Origin of the sequence: Streptomyces sp. NPDC050546 (assembly GCF_044457425.1) — a bacterium.
Lineage (GTDB): Bacteria > Actinomycetota > Actinomycetes > Streptomycetales > Streptomycetaceae > Streptomyces.
The window spans coordinates 51,457-71,995 of the sequence record NZ_JBITGX010000016.1; the positions used below are offsets into that span (position 1 = coordinate 51,457).

Below are 20,539 nucleotides of genomic sequence, written 5' to 3' on the forward strand. Positions count from 1 at the left end.
GACCACGCCCATGACCACTGAGATGACCTTCTCGGTGGCCCAATGTCTGGGCGGGGACGACTTCCTCGCCCAGACGTTCGGCCAGCGATATCACGTCAGCCGGGGATCTTCCCACCGCGCCGCTTCACTGCTCACCTGGGACGACGTCAACGCCATCCTTACGCACCACCGACTGGATGCACCTCGCCTGCGCCTTGCGAAGGACGGTCAACCACTCGCCACACACACGTACAGCCGTCCGACCGTCACCCGCCGACGGACGGCCTGGCAGCGTCTGCAGCCTGCCGACCTGCATCAGCAGCTCGCGGAAGGCGCCACCCTCGTATTGGACGCCGTAGACGAACTCCACCCAGGCGCTGCCCAGCTCGCGATGGATCTGGAGCGCTGGCTACGCACAGCGGTACAGATCAACTTGTACGCGTCTTGGACAAGCACCGAGGGATTCGGCATCCACTGGGATGACCACGATGTCGTTGTGATCCAGTTGGACGGGTCCAAGTGCTGGCGGCTCTATGGTCCGACCCGGGTTGCCCCGATGCACCGGGACGTCCAGGCGCCGGATAGCCCCCCGGCCGATCCCGTAGCCGAGTTGGTTCTGGATGCCGGCGACGTGCTCTACCTGCCTCGGGGCTGGTGGCACGCCGTGGCCGCTTCGTCGGGACAAGCGTCGCTCCACCTCACCTGCGGGCTCCAGACCACGACAGGTGCCGACGTCATCGCCTGGCTGTCGGACAGCCTTCGGACCCATGAACTGGTGCGCTCCGACGTGCCCCGGTTCGGCAGCACCACCGACCAAGCCGCCTTCACTGAGCACCTGGCCAAGCTCGTCATGTCCGAGCTGACGTCCCCTGACCTCCTCCCCCGGTTTCTGGCCGCTCGTGATGCCACCGAACAGGCACGGCTGGCCCCGTCGCTGCCGTACGTCAGAGCCGTACCCTCGGACCCGCAGCTGTGGGTCCAGCTGTTGGTCACGCGACCGGCACTCGATACAACGCCCGAGGGCGATGTCCGGCTGACAGCGGGCGGTGAGGAGTGGACCTTCGCGCGGCGTGTGCGTCCGCTGCTGGAGCTCCTGGAATCGGGCTTCCCCCAGAAGCTCAGCACGCTGGCTGAGTCAGGCAGCCTCACAGTGGCCGAGACGGCCCTCGTCGTATCCGAGCTGGTCAACGGCCAGGTCGCAGGAATCAAGAGGGGTGCGGAGTGACCGCCCGGCTGGGGCTGGGCACCTATCGGTGCCGCGATGTCGCAGGGGCAGCCGCGATGGCCGTCCGTGCGGGCGCCGACTGGATCGACACAGCCCCGAACTACGCCGAAGGCCAGGCGGAACAGCAGCTGGCCCTGGTCGTCCCTGGCACGCCTCGCGTAAAGGTGTCGACCAAGGTCGGCTTCCTGACCGCTGTCACATGCGACCGCGCGCTCAGGGCAGGCGTGGTCACCGCCTCCGAGGCCCAGGACAGCTACTGCCTGTCACCTCGTTTCATCGCTTGGCAGGTCGGTCGCAGCCAACGCGTTCTCGGCCGGGAACCCCAGACGGTTTTCTTGCACAACCCAGAACACGGCAGCATGTCCGCCGATCTGAAGATCCAGCGTCTGTACGAGGCCTTCGGAGCGCTGGAGCAGGCCGCGCAGGAAGGTCGGATCGGCGCCTACGGCATCGCCACCTGGAGCGGCTTCTCCGACGGTTTGTTCACGGTGCCGCTGCTGCTGGAGCTGGCCGTCAAGGCAGGTGGCCGCGGACACCACTTTCGGGCTGTTCAACTCCCGCTGTCGATCGTCAATCTCGCACCCATCGCCCACGCCTTGGACGGGGCCGGCGTACTCGCCGACGCGGCAGCAGCAGGACTCGACGTGCTGGCCTCAGCCCCACTACACGGCGGCACGGTCCCGGAGATGGTCACGCCGGAACTGGCCGAGCTGATCCGTCCCGGGAGCAGTCCCTCGAGCGCTGGTCTGGCGGTCGTGGCCTCCGCTCCCGGGGTTGGCCGGGTTCTGCTGTCGACGGACAACCCGCAACACTGGGCCCAAGCCGTGACCGCTGTCGAACAACACCCCGCGATGTCACCGGACCGGCTGAGAAGGGTCGTGGATGTTCTCGGAACCTGAGCGCGAAGTCTCCCAGCGGATGCTGCCGGCCTTCGCCGAAGCGGGCGATCAGCTGAATGTGACCATGGCCGCGGCTCCGAAGTCGTGGGGCTGGCAGGGACGTACGTTGAGCGGTCGCGTTGAGGCCTCAGACGGCCCTGCCTGGCTGCGCTTGGTCCACGCCCACGCGGACAGGAGCAGCGACAAACTTTGGGACGGGCCGAGGACCGCGGAGAGCTGCATGCCGACCGCTGTGCCCCGGCCGCGTCTCCGTCAGCGCCTGACCTGGACCGAGAGCTCCGACAGCTACCTGGCGGAGCTCTACGACCTCGTGTCCGAGCCGACGGTCACCACGGACGGTCCGATTCTGCGCCACCGCCCTGACCTGTCCGGTGCCTGGTGGACAAGCCTGCGAACCGCTCTGGACACGGTGTCCGCCGTACCAACAGATCGGGTGGCGGTTCGCCAGGCCTACCTCGACCGGGCCATGCCCCAGTTCCTGGGGCAAGAGATCGACACGACCGTCCCCGCCTGGTCGACCGCCCACGGCGACCTGCACTGGGCGAACCTGACCTGTCCCACACTCACCATGCTGGACTGGGAGGGGTGGGGCATCGCACCGGCGGGTTTCGATGCAGCCATGCTGCACACGTACAGTCTCCTAGTCCCCAGCGTCAGTGCGCAGGTACGAGGACATCTGGACCATGTGCTCGACACGCCGACCGGACGCTTCGCCGAGTTGGTGGTCATCACGCAGTTGCTTCAGACCAATAGCCGGGGCGACAACTTGGAGCTCGCGGGCCCACTTCGGCAACGGGCTGGCGAGTTGTTGGTCGATTCGATATGACGTTTGACCCCGTGGGCAGCGCGGTCGATGTCCAGCATGACCTAGCAGCTCACGAAAGCAGCGCGAGGCGGCTGCGGTACTTTCTCCCAGCGATTCCCACCGGCCTGATCCAAACGCCCGAGTACATGCGACAGGTCATGACCCGGACGTCGGTGTCCGCCGTGGGGGTCAACGAGTACGTAATCGCACAGAAGTTGGAGCGGCAGGCCGTACTCGACGACCTCGACAAGCGATTCGAGTTCCTGCTCACGGAGTCGGCGATTCGGTGGCAGTTGTGCGATACCGCCGTCATGGCACGGCAGATCGAGCATCTCGTAGCCCTCTCGCACCGTCCGAATGTGGCTCTCCGGGTTCTTCCACTGTCGGTTCGGGTTTCCGAAGTCCCGTTCAACACCTTCACCGTCTACGACGCGACCATGACGACGTTGGAAGTCTTCACTGGTCGGGTGGTATTGCGCGATGCGGCGGGCGTTCAGCACTACGGCCAGTTGTTCGACTACTTTGCCGAGCATGCTTGTGTGGACGATGCGGCAAGGGAGCTGCTCGGCGATTGGGTGGCGGGCCTGTAATCGTCACGTTGGCTGCAAAGTACTCACGGCCGCCCGGTTCTCCCGAGGTTGGCGGTTCCGGGGCGAGTGTCAAGAGCGCCCTTCGGGCGTCGGCTGGCGCCGATTGCGCTTCGCTTCACTCTTGACTCTCGCCCCTCCACCGCGGGGATTTTGATGGCCGGGCGGCCCGGAGAGAGGGCGGCGGGGAACGGGGTGGGGGTGCGGGGCCGTGGCCGGGTGGCGGAGGTCGACCGTGGGTGTCGGCGCTGTCAGCTGGGTGGCGCCGGGTGGCCAATTCGACGCGCCGCGACGAGGATCAGCCCATGCACGACAGCACCAGGATCCGTCTGATAGAGCCCACCGATGCCGCCCTGATCGCCGCACACCGGATGCGGGACATCGAGGCTTTTCGACCGTGGGAACCGGCCCAGCCAGCCGACTTCTTCACTCCGGAGGGTCAGGCGGAGCGGATCGAGAGGCTGCTGGCGGGATACCAGGCCGGTGTGGTCTGGCCGGGCGTGGTCCTCGCCGACGACCAGGTGATCGGGCAGGTCACCGTCGGAGGCATCCTGCCGCAGCCGCACCTTCGCCGCGGCTCCGTCGGATACTGGATCACCAGCGGCGCCCAGAATCAAGGGCACGCCAGGCGCGCCGTCGGGCTCGTACTCCGGGTGATGGCGGACGAACTCGGGTTGCACCGCGCCGAGGCATCCACCAGCCTGGAGAATCTGCCGTCGCAGCGAGTGCTGCGCCGCAACGCGTTCAGCCCGTACGGCGTCGCTCACTCCTCGATCTTTCTCGACGGACGCTGGCGGGACGGGCTGCTGTGGGAGCGGATCCTGGGCGACTAACTGATCGTTTCAGAGCCAGGTCCGCAGGCGGCGGACGCATATGAGGCTGCAGGCCAGTTCGCGCAGGCCCTGATGAAGGTCAGCACGTCTTCTGTAACGGATGCGGAACCGACGTCAGTCCTCCACCTTGTCCAGCTCGCCCCGTTCGATGCAGAACTCATTCCCCTCCGGGTCCGCCATGACCACCCAGCCCCTGCCGTTCGGGAGCGTGCGGTCCGTCACGATGCGGGCGCCGAGGGATACGGCGCGTTCGACCTCCTCGGAGCGGGTGCGGCCCGTGGGGCCCAGGTCGAAGTGGATGCGGTTCTTGGACGTCTTGCCTTCCGGGACTCTTACGAAGAGCAGGCCGGGGGTGTAGTTCGGAAGCTCGACCAAGACCTCGTCGTCGCCGGGCTTGTCGATGTCGGAGATGGGGTGGCCGAGGAACTCGCTCCAGAAGCGGGCCAGTTCGTACGGCTCGCATGTGCAGTCGAAGGTGATGTGGCGGATGGTGGGGTTCGACGGGGTCAACGGGCTTCTCCCTCAGGTGTGTTGAGTGCGGCGCACGGCGCTGCGTCGCAGGATGGAGGGGAGACCGCGTCCTGTCGAACTATTTTCCGTCGTCGGGCAGGTTCCCGTTGCCGCCCAGGTTGGCGACCATGCGCCGCAGGACGTTGATCGTGGTGATGAAGTCGGCCGGGTGGATGCCCTCGTGGGTGGTGTGGTGGACTTGGAGGTTGCGTTCGTGGGCGCGGAGGCGGGCCGCCTCGCCGGTCTCCGTGAGGGACATGCCGCCCGTTGTGTCCTCCGTGAGCCAGCCTCGGGTGGTCAGGTCGTCGTAGACCTGGTCGAAGTCGGTGGCCTGGTCGTCGTAGGGGGTGAGGCGGGCGGTCAGGGTGGGGCGGGTCCATCTGCCGGGGGCGCCGGACGCGTGGTTGAGGGTCCACCAGTGGGGCTGGGTGAGGTTCTCGACCGCGAGTTGGGCTCGTATGGACCCTACGACCCTGCGGTAGGCCTCGCCGGTCCAGGCGCCGATCGGCTGGGCGGCCAGTTCTTCCTGGGAGTACTGCTTGAGGTTCTCCGTCTGCGTGGTCATGCGGTGAACGTAGGACCTCAAGCGAAGTTGAGGTCAAGGAGGAAGGTGCTGATCGCCTCGTAGAGGCGGGCCGGCTGGTCCAGGTGGACGTCGTGGGACGCGTCGGGGATGCGGGTGAGGTGGGTGGCCGGGCGGTGGGTGAGCATCGTGGCCGGTTCGTCGGGGCGCATGGTGCCGTGTTCGCCCTGGACGAGGAGGGTCGGGCAGGTGATCTGTGACCACTGGGGCCAGTAGGCGGTGGTGGCCAGTTCGGCGACCGACGAGATGAGCGTGGCCCGGTCGAAGGTGGGGTGCCAGCCGTCTTCTCGTTGCTCCAGGGTTCTCGTCCAGGCCTCATGGCCCAGGAAGGTCTCCGCAGCCTCCAACGACTCGAAGGGTGTCGGCCAGTTGTCCAGCCAGGTCGCGATCTGTGCGGGGAGTTCCGGGGTGGGGCCCGCCGGGCCCGCTTCGACCAGGATCAGGGACTTGACCAGGTGGGGGTGGGAGGCGGCCAGCAGCATCGCCGTGTGGCCGCCGAGGGACTGGCCCAGCAGGGTTACGGGGGCCAGGGCCAGTTCCTCGATCAGGGTCACCGCGTCCTGGACGTGGGCCTCGCGGGTCGTCGTCAGTGGGGTGCGGGTGCTGGCGCCGTGGCCTCGGGCGTCGTACGTCACCACGCGGTGGCCGTCGGACAGGAGCCGGGCTGCGACCGCGTCCCACTCGCCCTGGTGGCCGGCCAGGCCGTGCAGGAGGAGGAAGGGGGTGGCGGACTCCCGCTCGGGGCGGTGGTCGTGGTGGGCGATGCGGGTGCCGTCCGGGGTGGTGAGGGTCGTGGAGGTGGTGCGGACACTCTTCGGGTGGGGGGTCTGCAAACTGGCCCTCCTTGGGCGGCGGTGGTCGGGCCAGCCTGACCGTGGACGGTGGGCGGCGCCAGTCGTTTGACCGGCGGGTGCAATCCCCGTAGCGCTGCCCCGCGATTCGCACAGCCGGACGGCTGCGTCACTCGATCGTGAGTTTCTCCGCTCCCGCAGCCCCCGCGAGCGGATGCTCGAAGGGGCGGCGTATGACCAGCGCTGCCCGGATGTTCATCGTCGGGTGGGGGATGACATGACGCGGGAAGCGGAAGCGGAACGATGCCGTGGCCTGGAGGGGCAGGCGGTGCTGCTGGCGGCGGGGCTGGCCGATCTGGCGGTGAGCACGGTGAGTTCGGCCGTGGGGACGGTGCGGGGGCTGCTGCGGCGTTCCGATGCCGTGGAGCTGGCGGCGGACGCCGAGCACGAGCTGGTGGCGCGGGGGCGGCTGGCGTTGGACCGGTACGCGGCCGTGCCTCCGGCCCACCTGGAGATCCTCGCCCGGCACGCCCAGGCCCGGAGGGCCGCCGGTGGCGTCTGACCGGTGGGAGCCGGCCGCGTTCAAGGTCCGTGTCGACGAGGTGCTGCGACGGTTCGTCGCCGAGGAGGCCGACGCCTTCGCGGCGGTCGACCCGGTCCTCGCGGGCGTGGCGGAGAACCTGGAGGCGGCGGTCGCGGACGGCAAGCGGCTGCGGGCGGCCTTCTGCTACTGGGGGTGGCGTGCGGCGGGGCAGCCGGACAGTGATGCGCTGGTGCGGGCGGCGGCCTCCATGGAACTGGTGCACGCCGCGGCCGTGGTGCACGACGATCTGATCGACGACAGTCCGCTGCGGCACGGGCGGCCGACGGTACATGTCGCGCTGCGGGGTGCCGTCGGGAGCCGGCCGGACGCCGATGCCGCGGCCCGGTCGCTGGCGATGCTGGTGGGTGATCTGCTGATGGCGCTGGCCGGGCAGTTGTTCGCCACCAGCGGTCTGCCCGCCGCGTATCTCGTCCGGGCCCGGCCGTTGTGGTCGCTGATGGCCCGCGAGCTGATCGCGGGCGAGTGTCTCGAGATCCTGCGGACCGGAGCCGGTCCGGACACCGCCGTCTCTCTGAAGGTGATCCGGTACAAGACCGCCAAGTACACGGTCGAGCAGCCCCTGCTCATCGGCGGCGCCCTGGCCGGTGCGGGCGCGCGTCTGCGCGAGGGCTACTCCGCGTACGGACTGCCGCTGGGCGAGGCCTTCCAGCTCCGGGACGACCTGCTCGGCCTGTTCGGGGACCCGGAACACACCGGGAAGGCCAACGCCGACGATGTGCGCGGCCGACGGCCCACGGCCCTGCTGGCGGAGACGTGGCGGCTGGCCGGCGAGGAGGAGCGGGAGTCGCTGCGCGCCCTGCTGGGCCGGGACGACCTGGACTCGGAGGGTCTGGAGGCGCGGGAGCTGGACGCCGTGCGCGAGGTGATGTGCCGGCTGAAGGCGCCCGACCGTATCGAGGACATGATCAGCGCACGGGTCGAGGAGGCCCTTGATGCCCTGCACGGGCTGGATGTGCCGACACGCTCCGCAGCCGCCCTGACCGCGCTCGCGCATTCGGCGGCGGTCCGCCTGTTCTGACCGGCCGCCGCGCCGGGTCGGCGCATGCCTGGACCGGGTCGGCGCATGCCTGGACTGGCCCGGCGGCGGCCGGTCTCCCGTCCGTCGTGGAAACGAACCCGTGGATGACGGGTGGCTGACAAGTGGATGACAAGGAGCCCTGCCATGACCTGTACCGAGGCATCGATGGACGCTTTGCGGCAGGCCGGTGACGAACTCGCCGACGCCACCGTCGCCACGCTCTTCGAACGCGGGGAGGTGGGCAAGTTCAACACCCTGATGCGGTACGTCTCGACGGCCGGCGCTCCCCTGCCGGACGGGTTGCCCGACGTCGCCCGCGAGTACCTGGAGAGCACCCGCACCCCGCCGGCCTGGGTGGACTGGGGGGAGATGGAGAAGGCGCGGCTCTTCTTCATCGACAACAACGTGCACATCTCCACCGCGCTGTCCTTCGCCTCCATGCCCGCCTGCTACCTCGTCCCGCATGTGGCGAAGCTGCTGTCGGCGACGCACGGGCTGAAGTACCCGTCCAAGCGGATGGCGGAGACCGGGCAGTTCACGGTCTATCTGATGCAGCCCGACGCCTTCGAGGCGGGCGGTCGTTTCGTCCCCGCCGCCCAGAAGGTCCGCCTCCTGCACGCGTCCATCCGCCACCACCTCGTCCGCGAGAACCGCTGGGACACCGAGGTCCTCGGGACGCCGATCTGCCAGGAGGACATGATCGGCGGGCAGATGTTCTTCTCCATGCTCGTCCTGGACAGCCTGCATCGCCTCGGCATCCACATGTCGGAGGAGGGCGCGGACGCCTACTACTACGCGTGGCGCGTCGTCGGCGCGATGCTCGGCGTCGACCAGGACGCCGTGCCCCACAGCCTCGACGAGGCCCGCCGGTTCCTCGATCTGTACATGGTCCGGCACATGGGCCCTTCCGAGGAGGGGACGCATCTGACCCGGCAGTTGATCGACCTCTACGAGGAGGTGGTGCCCGGCACCTTCTTCGACCCGGTCGTGTCCGCCCTGATCCGCTACCTCGTCGGTGACACCTGCGCCGACTGGCTCCAGGTGCCGCGCACCTCGTGGGACACCGTCGTCAAGGCCGCGCCCCATCTCCTGGGCGTCCTGGAGACCATCGAGGACCACTCGCCGTTCGGCGCCTGGGCCCTGGACCGTCTCGGCCATCTCACCAGCGTTCTGGAGCTGTCCACCCTCACCCGGGGACGCGTCATGCACTACGCGATCCCCGAACAGCTCAGGAAGGACTACGGCGTCTCCAGCGCGGTGCCGCGCACCAGCCGGTGGGCTCCGCCTGCCCCCACCTTCTCCTGACGCCCCCTTCCCGGGCCTCGCCAGGAGCCACCGGCCAGCGGAGCTAGCCTTGGAAGCCGCACGAGTACAGCAGGAGGCAGGAACATGGTGAAGGTTCCCAGCGCGGTGGTCGCCGCGAGCGGGCTGGTCGGCGGGTACGGCGTGGCCCGTTGGACCAGGCAGCGGCCGCTCGGCGGTGCCGTGCTCGCGGTCGCCGGGGCTACGGCCGCGCGGCAGTGGCGACAGCAGGCCGGCGGGGTGGCGGCCGGGGCGTTGTCGGCCGCGTATGTCGCCGCCTTCGCCGGGTCTCATCCCCTGGCCAAGAAGGTGGGCGCCTGGCCTGCCGTGTTCGGGGTCGCGGGCGCTGTGGCCGTGGCGTCGTGGGTGGTGGCCGACCGGCGGGGCCGGCCCGGACAGTAGTGGCCGACCGACGCGCCGGTCCGGAGGGTAACCGCGATCGGTCCGGACCGTAACGGGACAGCGAAGAACCCGGTCCTGAATACCAGGGCCGGGTTCTTGTGTGTGGAGCGCCGGGCAGGCCTCGCGGAGTGCGGGCCTGCTCCGGGTCGTGCGGTGTGCCGCGGTGCGTCAGTCCGGGTCGGGAACGGACTGCAGCGTTCCGTCGTCCACGACGAGCTCGTGGTAGCCAAGACGCTCGCCGAGTGCGTGGTACCGGTCGTACTGAGACTCCGTGACGGGAACCAAGTGGGCCTTGAGGACCCGCAGGAGGAACCGGAACCCCAGGTCGGGGTCGACCTCGACGACCAGTTCCTCGAGCGCGGCCGTCACCTCCGCCCCGCCGGCCCCGACCGCGCCCTCCACACCCGGAGTGACCTCACGGATCGCCTCCAGGATCTCCTGCCTCAGTGGCCCGTCCGCGGAAGGCGGCGGCGGAACAGCCGAGAAGGACGGCTCGTCGCGGTGGATCCGGTCGACGGAGATCCGGACGATGTCGCGCAGCCATGCACGCCCGTCGAGCCACATGCCATCCGGGTCGTACGAGAGTCCGATCGCCGACCGCCACAGGAGTTCGATCGTCCGGGTGGGCAGCGGTGACTCCAGCAGCCGGAGAGCATCCTCCACGAGAGTGGCGGCGTAGACCCCGTCCCCCCAGTCCGCGGCACCGGTGACGATCTCCTCCGGCGTCGCCTCGCTGACCCAGGGGCCGGCGAACCACTTGGTGAGCCCGCTGAGGCCGAAGTCGACCCAGATGTCCTGCCGCTGTGCCGTCACGAGGTGGGCTTCTTTCCCTTGGGGTACGAGGTGTACACCATGTAGCCGGGTTTGTGCGCGGACCTCTTGAGGGTGATGGACACGATGTTCTGGGCCGCCCAGCTGTCACCGGTGTGGTGGTAGATCTTCCCCAGAGACGCCGTGTCGTCGAGCGTCACGTCGAACGAGAAGAGGTGAGCGGCGCTCTCGGAATCCTTCGGGGTCGACTGGATCCAGTTGTCGAGCTTCTTCCGGTTCGCCTTGTTCTGCTTCGGGGACATGCCCGTCAGCCACTTCTTCATCCCCTCGTCGACGGCGGCCTGGGCCGTGTCGAGATCGTTCCAGACACCGGTCACACCAGGGGCGTTGGGGTTCTTGGCAAGGTCGGCCTTGGCCTTGTTGATCGCCTTCTGCGGAGTGGTGTCGACGTGGACCCCGATGGTGTGGGCACCGCGGTCGTTCTCGTGCAGGCGCAGGTTCAGACAGTTGTGGACCAGGATGTCCGTGGTCCGCGCGCCCGCCGTCCCCTCCGTACCCACATAGAAGGTGTGCAGCTTGTCGACCGTCAGGTCGTAGACCGAGCGGGGTGCCAGACCTGACCGGTCGTGCAACGCGCTGACGACACCGGAGGTGCCGTCCGGCCGGCGCAGCCGGTCGCCGGTCCGCAGGTCGGCGACGAGCGTCCACCCTCGCCCGTCCACGTAGATCCGGTGTCCGGCGGTGCTGGTCAGGCTGGTGCCGTCGACGAGGGAGACGTCGACGAGGCGCCGAGTGCCGTGCCGGAACGTGTTCGTCACCTGCTGCTGCGCGTTTACACCGGTCTCGGGATCCGTCGCCAGGACCAGGTCACCCTCCCGAACCGAGCTGATCGGCCGACGGGTTCCGTCCGCCATCAGCACAGGCGTGTCCGCCGGGAAGCTGTTGACGCGGCAGCTCGTCAACGCGTCTTCGACGATGTTGGCCTGCCGCTCCAGGGCCGCCAGCGAACTGGGGTCGATGTCCAGGCCCTTCAGGGCCTTGAAGGCATCGGCGACGTTCACGCCGGTCCGCAGCGCGACGTCCAGGGCGATGAGCGCGTCGGCGATCTTGGTGAACGCCTTGCCCGGGATGAAGTTGCTCGCCGCCCACGCGCAACCGCTGACGCTGCCGTGCCAGCAGTCGACGAAGTCCTGGATCAGAACCGCTTTCAGGATCTGGTAGACGACGGTCTGCTTGATCAGGTCGAGCTTGCTGAAGTACTGGGTGACATCCTTCTCCAGCCCGGTGAAGCGCTCGCTCTTGACCAGGACCGTGTCCGCCGCCGCGCAGCCGGTTGCCGTGGCCGGCACGTCGGAGTCGGTGCAGAGGAAGAAGTCGACCGTCGCGTCGAACGTGACCTTGAAGGTGACGGTGCAGCCCTCGAAGCCGATCTCGATGACGCAGTCGTTCTGCTGCTTGGCGTCGGTGATGGAGATGGTGTCGTCGTCGACGACGTACCAGGTGCCGCCGAGGCCGGTGCCCGCGCCCGACGCGACCTGCTGGTTGGCCTGCTTGCGTGCCGCGGACTCCGCGGCTTCCTGTGCCTCCTTGGCGTACTTCAGTGCGTCCTTGGCCGCTTCTTCGGCTTCGGTCGCGGCGGTGTCGGCGCGGTCCGCGGCGGCGCGGGCGTCCTTCGCGGCCTGTTCGGCCTCGGAGGCGGCGTCGCGAGCGGCTTCGGCGTCGAGCGCCGCCTGGTCGGCGGAGTCGCGGGCGTCCTTGGCGTGGGATTCGGCGCGGCCGGCTGCCTTGTCGGCGGCTTCGGCGTCCTCGGTGGCCTGCCGGTTGTACTCGACGGTGCGGGCCAAGGACGCTGTCGCCTTGGACGCGGCCTTGGCGGCGTCGGCGGCGTAGCCCAGTGCTTCCTTGGAGTAGGTGCGAGCGGTGGCCGCGTGTCCGGCGGCGTTGGCGGCGTGCTGGTAGGCGGCCTTGGCGTCGCCGGTCGCCTGCTCGGCGAGGTTCTTGGCCGCGGCGGCCTCCGCCTGCGCATTCTCGGCGTGGGCGTCGGCGACGGCCCGCTGCTGCTCGGCGAGCGACTTCGACGCCTGCCCGGTCAGCACGACCAGACCGGCGGCCGAGTCCGTGGTGACGTAGGGGGAGCCGAGTTCGATCGCGTCGTTGGCGGGCTTGGCGACCTGGACGGCGGCGTTGCCCGCGTCGACGGCGGCCTGCGCGGTGACGTGGGCGAAGCCCGCGGCCTTCGCCGAGGCGACCAGAGCCTTGGCGGCCTCCTTGTTCGCCTCGTCCGCCTGGGACTTGGCGGTCTTGGCCAGCTTCTCCGCCTCGTCCGCCAGCTCGACGGCCGTCTTGGCCTCGGAGGAGGCGTGCTCGGACGCCTTGATGGCGTCAGCCGCGGCGCTCGTCGCGGTCTTCAGCGCGGCGTCGGACTTCAGCTTCGCGGCCAAAACTTGTCTGAAATCTATCTACTCGCCGGTAGGGCGTTGAGGGCACTCGGTGTCAGCCGTGGGACATGCGAAGCGAGGGCGGCGAGGGACGGCGGGCACAGCCAGGGAGAGGCAGTGGGGACAACAAAAACCCGGCCCTGAATCCCAGGGCCGGGTTCTTGTGTGGAGCGCCGGGCAGGCCTTGCACCTGCATTTCCCCGCAGGAAGCGGGGCGTCTTTCCTTGGACCACCAACGCACGATCCTTCAGCCGGAGTTCCGGCGACCGGATGCAGATCAACTGTACCGCAGTTTTTGTTATCGCCTCACCGCCCGCCCGTCTCCTCACCGTCCCCCACAGGCACGCGACTTACGACGCTGAGGTACGACGACGTGACACGACAGATCAGCCGCCGGAGCATGTTGAAAGCAGCGGGTGCGGCGGGCGCCGGTATGGGTATCGGTACGGCCGCCCTGGCGCTCCCCGCCTCCGCCTCCGCCTCCGCCTCCGACGACCCCTTCGCCCACCCGGGGTTGCTGCACACCCGGACCGACCTGGACCGTATGGCCGCCAAGGTGAAGGCGGGCGCCAGGCCCTACGCGGCCGGGTTCGCCAAGCTCACCGCCAACCGGCACGCGCAGAGCGGCTGGCGGGCCAATCCGCAGGCGACGGTGTACCGGGGGTCGGGGTCGCCCCAGAACTACGCGGCGCTCTACAACGACATCCACGCCGCCTACCAGAACGCCCTGCGGTACCACGTCAGCGGCGAGGAGGCGCACGCCGACACCGCCGTGGCGATCCTGAACGCCTGGTCGGGGAAGCTGACGTCGATCCAGGGCTCGGCGGACCGGTTCCTGGCCGCGGGGCTGTACGGGTATCAGTTCGCCAACGCCGCCGAACTCGTACGCGACCACGGTGACTTCGAGCTCGGGCGGGCGCGGGAGCTGCTGTCGGACGTCTTCCTTCCGCTCAGCGACGACTTTCTGAGCCATCACAACAACGCGGTCGTCACCAACTACTGGCCCAACTGGGATCTGACGGCCCTCACCTGTGTGCTCGCGACCGGGATCTTCTGCGATGACCGGGCCGTGGTGGAGCGGGCCGTGGAGTACTTCAAGCACGGGGAGGGGATGGGGTCGGTCCGGCATGCCATTCCCGTGGTGCACGACGACGGGCTCGCGGAGTGGGTCGAGGCCGGGCGCGATCAGGGGCATGCGCTGCTCGGGGTCGGGCTGATGGGCACGGTGTGCGAGATGGCGTGGAACCAGGGCATCGATCTGTACGGGTACGACGACAGCCGGTTCCTCAAGGGCGCTGAGTACGTGGCCAAGTGGAGCCTGGGGGGTGATGTGCCGTATACGGCCAACACGCGGAGGAAGGGGGCGATCGGGGGGTGGTCGGGGAGTGAGACGGCTACGGAGGCGGCTGGTGTGGATCCGGGGATGACTCGGCCCATCTGGGCGATGATCGCCAATCACTACACCAAGCGGCGGGGGTTGTCGGCGTCGTATGTGACCCGGGCGGCGGTGAAGGCCGCGCCTGAGGGTGGGGGTGGGGATTACGGGCCCAACAGTGGGGGGTTCGACCAGTTGGGGTTCGGGACGCTCACGTTCAGTCGGGACCGGGGGGAAGTGGCGGCCGGGGCGCCGAGTCCACGTCCGTCCGGTCGGCCGGCGGATGCCGGGGGTGTCCAGCCGCAGGGTTCAGTGTCCCCGGCCGCGGGCGACGACCTTGCCGCCACCGGTTCCGGAAGTGCTGTGGGCTGGGCCGCGGCGGTGGGGGTCAGTGCTGTCGCGGGTGGGGTGCTCATGCTGCGGCGGCGGGGGCGGGTCGGGTAGCGACTGGTGCGTTGGGAAACGCAGTGAGTGAATTAGGGAGGGGCTGCTCTGTTTTGACACAATTCAGGGTCGCTACTTCTTCCCGGATGGCGACGGATGACACCTTTATGGCTCAAGGTTTCGAAGTCTTGGCGTTAATGTGTTCTGGCATTTGACAAGCCAACTCCGAGGAAACCAGGTACAGATGAAGCGCACAGGCACGGTTCTCGCCGCTACGGCGGCGGCGTTCACCCTTTTCACCTCCCAGGCCTCAGCCATCGATTGGGAGAAGGACGTCGCAACCGCCACCACCACGACCGCGAGCCCGCCGTGGTCCGGTGAAGTCACCGCGTACGGGACAGCTCGCTTCGCTGCGGACGGCGACTGGTTCTGGGTCAAGGACAACGCGAAGGACGGGAAGTCCGCCGTCATCAAATGGGAGCTCAGAAACACCGGCGGCACGCTCGTGCGAGGCGGTTCGATCTGGATGACGGAAGGCGTCGGCGAAGGCCGTTACCAGAACAAGGACTTCACCGAGGGCTACAAGCTGTACTACAGAGTGTGCCCCATTGAGTGGGGCTCCACCTGGTACGAAGAGGATGAATGCGGCGTCGGCCTCACCGTTACAGCCTGAGCGCCAAAGCGGCCGGGCGTGTGCGAGGGGCCCGTCCCGGAAACGGGGCGGGACCCTCGCACCTCGATCCTCCAGGCGTTTGGGCGCCGAGCCGAACGATTCCCAGCTGAAGCGACTCCCTACGCCGTCACCGGCCGCGACTCCCTGTGCCCGTGCCCCCGTCGTCGCCCTGGCCGCTGCCCGTCGGACTCGGCCCGACCTCCGCCGCTGTCAACGGCTTCGCGATGTCCTCCAAGGAGCGGCGTTCCGCCTTTACCGCGAGGATCGCCGCTGCCAGGCCCGCCAGGCACATCAGGGCCGCGCCGATCTGGAAGGCGAGGGCCGTGTCGGCGACCACGCCCGTTTCGGTGAGGTCGGCGAAGAGGAGCGGGCCGCTGATGCCGCCGGCCGCGGTACCGATGGCGTAGAAGAAGGCGATGGACATGGCGCGGGTCTCCATCGGGAAGACCTCGGAGACCGTCAGGTAGGCGCTGGACGCGCCGGCCGAGGCGAAGAACAGGACCGCGCACCAGCACGCCGTCATGGTGGTCGCGCTGAGCGAGCCCTGGTCGAAGAGCCAGGCCGTGCCGAAGAGGAGCAGGCCGGAGAGCAGATAGGTGCCGGAGATCATGATCCGGCGGCCCACCGTGTCGAAGAGTTTGCCCAGGAGCAGCGGGCCGAAGAAGTTGCCGAGTGCGATGACGGCGAAGTAGTAGCCGGTGTTGCCGCTCGGGACGTCGAAGAACGTCGTCAGGATCGCGCCGAAGCCGAAGGTGATGGCGTTGTAGAGGAAGGCCTGGCCGATGAAGAGGGAGAAGCCGAGGATCGCGCGCTTGCGGTAGTCGGAGAAGACCGTGCGGCCGATCTCCAGGAAGGAGACGCTGCGGCGCTGGTGGATGGTGAGCTCGCCCTCCGCGTGCGGCAGTGGCTCGCCCCGCTCCTCCTCGATCTTGCGTTCGATGGAGGAGACGATGCGTTCGGCCTCGTCGTCGCGGCCGTGGATCAGGAGCCAGCGGGGGCTTTCCGGGACGTGCCGGCGGACGAGGAGGATCACCAGGGCCAGGACCGCGCCGAGCGCGAAGGTGAGGCGCCAGCCGACGTTCGCCGCGAAGATGGCGGTGTCCAGGGCGACGATCGACAGCAGCGAGCCGAAGACCGCGCCCAGCCAGAAGCTGCCGTTGATCATCAGGTCGGTGCGGCCGCGGTACTCCTTGGGGATCAGTTCGTCGATCGCGGAGTTGATGGCCGCGTACTCGCCGCCGATGCCGAAGCCGGTGAGGAAGCGGAAGAGGAAGAACCACCAGGTGTCGAAGGAGATGGCGGTCAGCGCCGTCGCCCCCAGATACACCGCCAGGGTGATCATGAAGAGTTTTTTGCGCCCCCACTTGTCGGTGAGGCGGCCCCAGAACAGGGCACCGATGCAGGCTCCGGCCACATACAGGGCGGCCGCCATGCCGGTGACCTGGCCGGAGGTGATGGGCAGTCCGCTGTCGGGCTCCGACAGGCGGCTGGCGATGTTGCCGACGACGGTGACTTCGAGGCCGTCGAGGATCCACACGGTGCCGAGGCCGATCACGATCGTCCAGTGCCAGCGCGACCACGGGAGGCGGTCCAGGCGGGCGGGGATGTCGGTGGTGATGGTCCGGCCGGTCCCGGCCTGCGCGGTGCTCATGGGCCCCCTCCTCGTCGAGCGGAACCCGGTTCGAGTGCCCTGACCGGCTTCTCTTACGCCTGAAGGGTCACGCCCCCAGCGCGTGCGAGATCGTGTAGATCAGCAGGCCGGCCAGCGAGCCCACCACCGTGCCGTTGATCCGGATGAACTGGAGGTCGCGGCCGATGTTCGCCTCGATCTTCCGCGTGGTGTGCTCGGCGTCCCAGCTCGCCACGGTGTCCGTGATCAGTGAGGTGATCTCCTTGCGGTAGGTGGTGACGACGTAGACGGCGGCGTCCTCCACCCACTTGTCGACCTTGTCCTGCACCTTGCGCTCGCCCGCCATCCGGGAGCCCAGCGAGATCAGCGAGGCCCGTACGCGCAGCCGCAGCTCGCTGCGCTCGTCCTCCGCCGCGGCGACGATCATGGATCGTACGGCCGTCCAGGCGCTGGCGATGAGGTCCTGGACCTCGCCGCGGCCCAGCACCTCGCCCTTGAGCCGCTCGACGCGGGCGCGGGTCTCGGTGTCGGACTGGAGGTCGGAGGCGAAGTCGGTGAGGAAGCGGTCGAGGGCGCCGCGCGCGGGGTGGGCGGGCATGTCGCGCATCTCGGTGGCGAAGCGCAGCAGCTCCCGGTAGACCCGCTCGCCGACCTTGCGGTCGACGAACTTCGGCGTCCAGCCGGGGGCGCCGCCCTCCACGGCGTCCATCACCTCGTCGCGGTGCAGGACCAGCCAGTCGTGCGCGCGGGTGACGACGAGGTCGACGACGCGTTTGTGGCCGCCGTCGGCGACGACCTTCTCCAGCATCTTGCCGATGCCGGGCCCGATCTCCTGGGCGTTGGCGCGCCGGGTGATGGCCTCGCCGACCACGGCCTGGACGTCGGAGTCGCGCAGGACCGTCAGGGCGCCCCTGAGAGCCGTGGAGAGCTCCGCCGTGACCCGGTCGGCGTGCTCGGGGACGGCGAGCCAGGCGCCGAGGCGGCTGCCGATGCCGACGGCGCGCAGCCGCTGCCGTACGACGGCCTCGGAGAGGAAGTTCTCGCCGACGAACTCGCCGAGGGAGACGCCGAGCTGGTCCTTCTTGGTGGGGATGATCGCGGTGTGCGGGATGGGGATGCCGAGGGGGTGGCGGAAGAGGGCGGTGACGGCGAACCAGTCGGCGAGCGCGCCGACCATGCCGGCCTCGGAGGCGGCGGCGACATAGGCCGCCCAGGGACCGGCGCCGGAGTTCTGGGCCCACTTGGCGAGGATGTAGACCACGGCCACGAACACCAGGAGCCCGGTGGCGGTGAGTTTCATACGGCGTACGCCGCGCTGTTTCTCCTCGTCCGCCGGGCTGAAGCTCGTCATCGCACGGTTCACGGTGGCGCCGGGGCGGGCATGCTGCCCCTCGACGCCGCCCTTTTCTTCCACTTTCATCCGTTCCATCCGCTCCACCCGCTCGGTGATCCCGCACACATTGTCCCTTCCTGACCGACTCCTGGAACGGAACAGGAGTTCCCGGCGTCTGTCGGAAGGGGGTAATGCCAGGGGTCCTGTCAGCTTCCCCCTGCCCATGACGCATCATGGGCACATCAGATCGGAGCCTTGGGCTCCCATCGCTGGAGGAGAACTGAACAGCATGACCCGGGGTCGTGGTTACTCCCTGCTCGCGGCGATCGTCGCAGCGGTTGTGGCCCTTTCCGCCGCCATATATGTCGGAGTGGCGACCGACGACGGCACGCAGACCCGGAACACCCGGGCAGACGGCCGTCTGCCGAACAATCCCGCCGCCCCCGCCTCGACCGGCACCTGGGTCGGCACCTGGTCCACCTCACCGTCCGGAGCCGAACCCGGCACCGAGACGACCGGCATGGCGGACCGTTCGGTGCGCAACGTCGTCCACACCAGTGTCGGCGGTACGAGTGCCCGCGTGACGCTGTCCAATCTCTACGGCCAGTCGCCGCTGAGCATCACACAGGCCTCGATCGCCGTGGCGGCCGCCGCGGGCACGCCCGCCGCGCTCTCGGACACCATGCGGCAGCTGACCTTCAACGGCGGCCCCGCGGTGGTCATCCCGCCCGGCCGGCAGGTGATGAGCGACGTCGTGCGCGTCGTCGTCCCGCCCGACGCCGACGTCCTGATCACCACGTACACACCGACCAGCTCCGGCCCGGTGACGTTCCACCGCCACGCCCGCCAGACCTCCTACGTCGCCCAGGGCAACCAGGCCCAGGACACGACGGGCACGCCGTACACCGAGCAGACCGACTCCTGGCGCTACCTGACCGCGCTGGACGTGCTGAGCAACGAGTCCGACGGCACGGTCGTCGTCCTCGGCGACTCCCTCACCGACGGCATCACCTCCACCGCGGGCGCCAACAGCCGGTGGACCGACGTGCTGTCCCAGCGGCTACGCGCGGAGATCGCCGCCGGGCGGGACGACCTGCCCCGCTACAGCGTCGTCAACCAGGGCATCAGCGGCAACCGGGTCCTCACGGACGGGCTGGGCCGCCCGGCCGACAACCCCAGCGGGCTCAACCGCTTCGGGCGGGACGTGCTGGAGCGCACGAACGCCAAGGTCGTCGTCATCGACCTCGGCGTCAACGACATCCTGCGCAACCCGCGGCTCGCCGACCCGAACGCGATCCTCACCGGCCTGCGCACGATGGTGGGCCAGGCCCACGCGCGCGGCCTGAAGGTCGTCGGCGCGACCCTGATGCCGTTCTACGGGCACCGCGGCTACACGGACCCGCGGGAGTCGGTCCGCCAGCAGATCAACGCCGAGATCCGGGCGGGCCGGGTCTTCGACGCGGTGGCCGACTTCGACAAGGCGCTGCGTGACCCCTACGACCCGCGCCGGCTGCGCGCCGACTACGACTCGGGCGACCATCTGCACCCCAGCGACAAGGGGTACGCCCGGATGGCCGAGGAGTTCGACCTGGAGACCCTGAAGGGGTCCGCCCCGGCCGAGCTGTAGGCGCCCGCCCGGGGCCGACCCGCCCCAGCGTCAACGCCGAGTACTGACCGACGACGCTCAGTACTCGCCGTTGCTCCGCCGCTCCAGCTTCTCCCGCCGCCGCTCCTCCTTGAGCCGCTGCTTCTCCGCCCGCGTCACCTTCCGCTGGACCCCGACGCCGCCCCAGAAGGCGAACCCGGTCACGATCACGCGCGGCGCCCCCGGCTCCCCGGGCACGCCGTCCTCCTGGTGGTCGAAACCGCCCATGATCCCGATGCCGCGCACCACGACCTCGACGCCGGGCGGCACGATGACATCCACCCCGCCCATGATCGCGATCGCGTTGATCTCCACCTCGCGGTCCGCGAAGGTCGCCTCGCGCAGATCGATCTCCCCGCCGCCCCAGAAGGCCAGACAGGTGAACCGGCGGGGCATCGTCCAGTGCCCCTTGCGCTGGAAGCCGGACATCACGGCGACGGCCCACGTCGAGGACCCCTCGCCGCCGACGATCCGCCCGGGCCAGTCCGACCCCGTGGCGGGGTCCTTGCTCAGCGACACGGCGGGCACCGCGACGCCCGAGGCCGGCAGGTCCCGGGTGATCGGCACCAGGTCCCCGTAGGTCCGCGCCTGGTACGTCGCGTCCAGCCGCTCCTCGAACTCCGTCATGTCGAGACGTCCCTCCGCAAGGGCGTCCCGCAGGACTTCGGCGACCCGTTCACGGTCGGCGTCGGAGGCGCGGAGATCCGGGACTGCGTCGTCGGTCATGTACAGCAGCCTACGAGTTCGCCCTG

The 20,539-nt window shown here is 69.1% G+C and carries 19 protein-coding genes and 2 pseudogenes; 12 read left to right on the top strand and 9 right to left on the bottom strand.

Annotated features, from left to right (window positions below):
* Positions 1–10: 10 nt before the first annotated feature.
* The 5 genes from ACIBK5_RS33095 (at position 11) to ACIBK5_RS33115 (ending at position 4,328) form a co-directional block, all read left to right on the top strand.
* Positions 11–1,204 carry a cupin domain-containing protein gene (locus ACIBK5_RS33095; protein ID WP_399025397.1) on the top strand — a complete coding sequence of 398 codons (1,194 nt, stop codon included), beginning with the start codon at positions 11–13 and terminating at the stop codon, positions 1,202–1,204.
* Positions 1,201–2,103, top strand: a complete 903-nt coding sequence (locus ACIBK5_RS33100; protein ID WP_399025399.1) for an aldo/keto reductase — start codon at positions 1,201–1,203, stop codon at positions 2,101–2,103. The genes ACIBK5_RS33095 and ACIBK5_RS33100 overlap by 4 nt, the downstream gene beginning before the upstream one ends.
* Positions 2,087–2,929, top strand: a complete 843-nt coding sequence (locus tag ACIBK5_RS33105) for a hypothetical protein (RefSeq protein WP_399025401.1) — start codon at positions 2,087–2,089, stop codon at positions 2,927–2,929. Before ACIBK5_RS33100 ends, ACIBK5_RS33105 begins: the two co-directional genes overlap by 17 nt.
* Positions 2,930–2,940: 11 nt before the next feature.
* Positions 2,941–3,498 carry a DUF5753 domain-containing protein gene (locus ACIBK5_RS33110; protein ID WP_399025403.1) on the top strand — a complete coding sequence of 186 codons (558 nt, stop codon included), beginning with the start codon at positions 2,941–2,943 and terminating at the stop codon, positions 3,496–3,498.
* Positions 3,499–3,800: 302 nt separating this feature from the next.
* Entirely contained in the window at positions 3,801–4,328 is a 528-nt protein-coding gene (locus ACIBK5_RS33115) for a GNAT family N-acetyltransferase (RefSeq protein WP_399025405.1), read from the top strand.
* Positions 4,329–4,337: 9 nt separating this feature from the next.
* Here ACIBK5_RS33115 and ACIBK5_RS33120 read toward each other — a convergent pair.
* From ACIBK5_RS33120 to ACIBK5_RS33135, 4 genes and pseudogenes are all read right to left on the bottom strand, one after another.
* Positions 4,338–4,442: pseudogene (locus ACIBK5_RS33120) on the bottom strand (IS5/IS1182 family transposase); the annotation flags it as partial.
* Positions 4,443–4,838: a VOC family protein gene (locus tag ACIBK5_RS33125; RefSeq protein WP_399025408.1), complete on the bottom strand. Its 396-nt coding sequence runs from the start codon at positions 4,836–4,838 to the stop codon at positions 4,443–4,445. It abuts the pseudogene before it with no gap.
* Positions 4,839–4,917: 79 nt separating this feature from the next.
* On the bottom strand, positions 4,918–5,403 hold the full coding sequence (locus ACIBK5_RS33130) for a MarR family transcriptional regulator (protein WP_399025410.1): 486 nt from the start codon (positions 5,401–5,403) through the stop codon (positions 4,918–4,920).
* A gap of 17 nt (positions 5,404–5,420) precedes the next feature.
* The gene (locus tag ACIBK5_RS33135; protein WP_399025411.1) at positions 5,421–6,254 is read right to left on the bottom strand and encodes an alpha/beta fold hydrolase; all 834 of its coding nucleotides are present in this window, start codon (positions 6,252–6,254) and stop codon (positions 5,421–5,423) included.
* A 235-nt stretch (positions 6,255–6,489) separates the two neighbouring features.
* On the opposite strand from ACIBK5_RS33135, the gene ACIBK5_RS33140 reads away from it, so the two are divergent.
* From ACIBK5_RS33140 to ACIBK5_RS33155, 4 genes are all read left to right on the top strand, one after another.
* Complete coding sequence (locus ACIBK5_RS33140) at positions 6,490–6,774, top strand: polyprenyl synthetase (protein ID WP_399025414.1); 285 nt, start codon at positions 6,490–6,492, stop codon at positions 6,772–6,774.
* Complete coding sequence (locus ACIBK5_RS33145; RefSeq protein WP_399025416.1) at positions 6,764–7,834, top strand: polyprenyl synthetase family protein; 1,071 nt, start codon at positions 6,764–6,766, stop codon at positions 7,832–7,834. Before ACIBK5_RS33140 ends, ACIBK5_RS33145 begins: the two co-directional genes overlap by 11 nt.
* 144 nt (positions 7,835–7,978) lie before the next feature.
* Entirely contained in the window at positions 7,979–9,139 is a 1,161-nt protein-coding gene (locus ACIBK5_RS33150; RefSeq protein WP_399025418.1) for an oxygenase MpaB family protein, read from the top strand.
* A gap of 84 nt (positions 9,140–9,223) precedes the next feature.
* Positions 9,224–9,538 (top strand): hypothetical protein, encoded by a 315-nt coding sequence (locus tag ACIBK5_RS33155; protein ID WP_399025419.1) that lies wholly within the window; start codon positions 9,224–9,226, stop codon positions 9,536–9,538.
* Positions 9,539–9,706: 168 nt separating this feature from the next.
* On the opposite strand, the gene ACIBK5_RS33160 is transcribed toward ACIBK5_RS33155, so the two are convergent.
* The gene (locus ACIBK5_RS33160; protein ID WP_399025421.1) at positions 9,707–10,351 is read right to left on the bottom strand and encodes a hypothetical protein; all 645 of its coding nucleotides are present in this window, start codon (positions 10,349–10,351) and stop codon (positions 9,707–9,709) included.
* Positions 10,348–12,747: pseudogene (locus ACIBK5_RS33165) on the bottom strand (polymorphic toxin-type HINT domain-containing protein); the annotation flags it as partial. The pseudogene ACIBK5_RS33165 and the gene ACIBK5_RS33160, both read right to left, overlap by 4 nt.
* A 400-nt stretch (positions 12,748–13,147) precedes the next feature.
* On the opposite strand from ACIBK5_RS33165, the gene ACIBK5_RS33170 reads away from it, so the two are divergent.
* Positions 13,148–14,566 (top strand): alginate lyase family protein, encoded by a 1,419-nt coding sequence (locus ACIBK5_RS33170; RefSeq protein ID WP_399025631.1) that lies wholly within the window; start codon positions 13,148–13,150, stop codon positions 14,564–14,566.
* Between the two features lie 184 nt (positions 14,567–14,750).
* Positions 14,751–15,179: a hypothetical protein gene (locus ACIBK5_RS33175; protein ID WP_399025423.1), complete on the top strand. Its 429-nt coding sequence runs from the start codon at positions 14,751–14,753 to the stop codon at positions 15,177–15,179.
* Between the two features lie 127 nt (positions 15,180–15,306).
* Here the strand turns inward: ACIBK5_RS33175 and ACIBK5_RS33180 are convergent, their stop codons facing one another.
* Both ACIBK5_RS33180 and ACIBK5_RS33185 read right to left on the bottom strand, forming a co-directional pair.
* Entirely contained in the window at positions 15,307–16,830 is a 1,524-nt protein-coding gene (locus ACIBK5_RS33180) for an MFS transporter (RefSeq protein ID WP_399025425.1), read from the bottom strand.
* A 67-nt stretch (positions 16,831–16,897) separates the two neighbouring features.
* Positions 16,898–18,238, bottom strand: coding sequence for a DUF445 domain-containing protein (locus tag ACIBK5_RS33185; RefSeq protein WP_399025426.1), 1,341 nt, complete (start codon positions 18,236–18,238; stop codon positions 16,898–16,900).
* 193 nt (positions 18,239–18,431) lie between these two features.
* Between ACIBK5_RS33185 and ACIBK5_RS33190 the strand changes: the two genes are divergently transcribed.
* Positions 18,432–19,769: an SGNH/GDSL hydrolase family protein gene (locus ACIBK5_RS33190; RefSeq protein ID WP_399025428.1), complete on the top strand. Its 1,338-nt coding sequence runs from the start codon at positions 18,432–18,434 to the stop codon at positions 19,767–19,769.
* A gap of 57 nt (positions 19,770–19,826) precedes the next feature.
* Here the strand turns inward: ACIBK5_RS33190 and ACIBK5_RS33195 are convergent, their stop codons facing one another.
* The gene (locus ACIBK5_RS33195; protein WP_399025430.1) at positions 19,827–20,513 is read right to left on the bottom strand and encodes a DUF1707 domain-containing protein; all 687 of its coding nucleotides are present in this window, start codon (positions 20,511–20,513) and stop codon (positions 19,827–19,829) included.
* Positions 20,514–20,539 lie beyond the last annotated feature (26 nt).

Coding starts and splice junctions, on each gene's coding strand:
- ACIBK5_RS33095 (WP_399025397.1), top strand. CDS start 11: ATGACCACTGAGATGACCTTCTCGGTGGCCCAATGTCTGGGCGGGGAC.
- ACIBK5_RS33105 (WP_399025401.1), top strand. CDS start 2,087: ATGTTCTCGGAACCTGAGCGCGAAGTCTCCCAGCGGATGCTGCCGGCC.
- ACIBK5_RS33115 (WP_399025405.1), top strand. CDS start 3,801: ATGCACGACAGCACCAGGATCCGTCTGATAGAGCCCACCGATGCCGCC.
- ACIBK5_RS33130 (WP_399025410.1), bottom strand. CDS start 5,403: ATGACCACGCAGACGGAGAACCTCAAGCAGTACTCCCAGGAAGAACTG.
- ACIBK5_RS33140 (WP_399025414.1), top strand. CDS start 6,490: ATGACGCGGGAAGCGGAAGCGGAACGATGCCGTGGCCTGGAGGGGCAG.
- ACIBK5_RS33150 (WP_399025418.1), top strand. CDS start 7,979: ATGACCTGTACCGAGGCATCGATGGACGCTTTGCGGCAGGCCGGTGAC.
- ACIBK5_RS33155 (WP_399025419.1), top strand. CDS start 9,224: ATGGTGAAGGTTCCCAGCGCGGTGGTCGCCGCGAGCGGGCTGGTCGGC.
- ACIBK5_RS33170 (WP_399025631.1), top strand. CDS start 13,148: ATGTTGAAAGCAGCGGGTGCGGCGGGCGCCGGTATGGGTATCGGTACG.
- ACIBK5_RS33175 (WP_399025423.1), top strand. CDS start 14,751: ATGAAGCGCACAGGCACGGTTCTCGCCGCTACGGCGGCGGCGTTCACC.
- ACIBK5_RS33180 (WP_399025425.1), bottom strand. CDS start 16,830: ATGAGCACCGCGCAGGCCGGGACCGGCCGGACCATCACCACCGACATC.
- ACIBK5_RS33185 (WP_399025426.1), bottom strand. CDS start 18,238: ATGGAACGGATGAAAGTGGAAGAAAAGGGCGGCGTCGAGGGGCAGCAT.
- ACIBK5_RS33190 (WP_399025428.1), top strand. CDS start 18,432: ATGACCCGGGGTCGTGGTTACTCCCTGCTCGCGGCGATCGTCGCAGCG.
- ACIBK5_RS33195 (WP_399025430.1), bottom strand. CDS start 20,513: ATGACCGACGACGCAGTCCCGGATCTCCGCGCCTCCGACGCCGACCGT.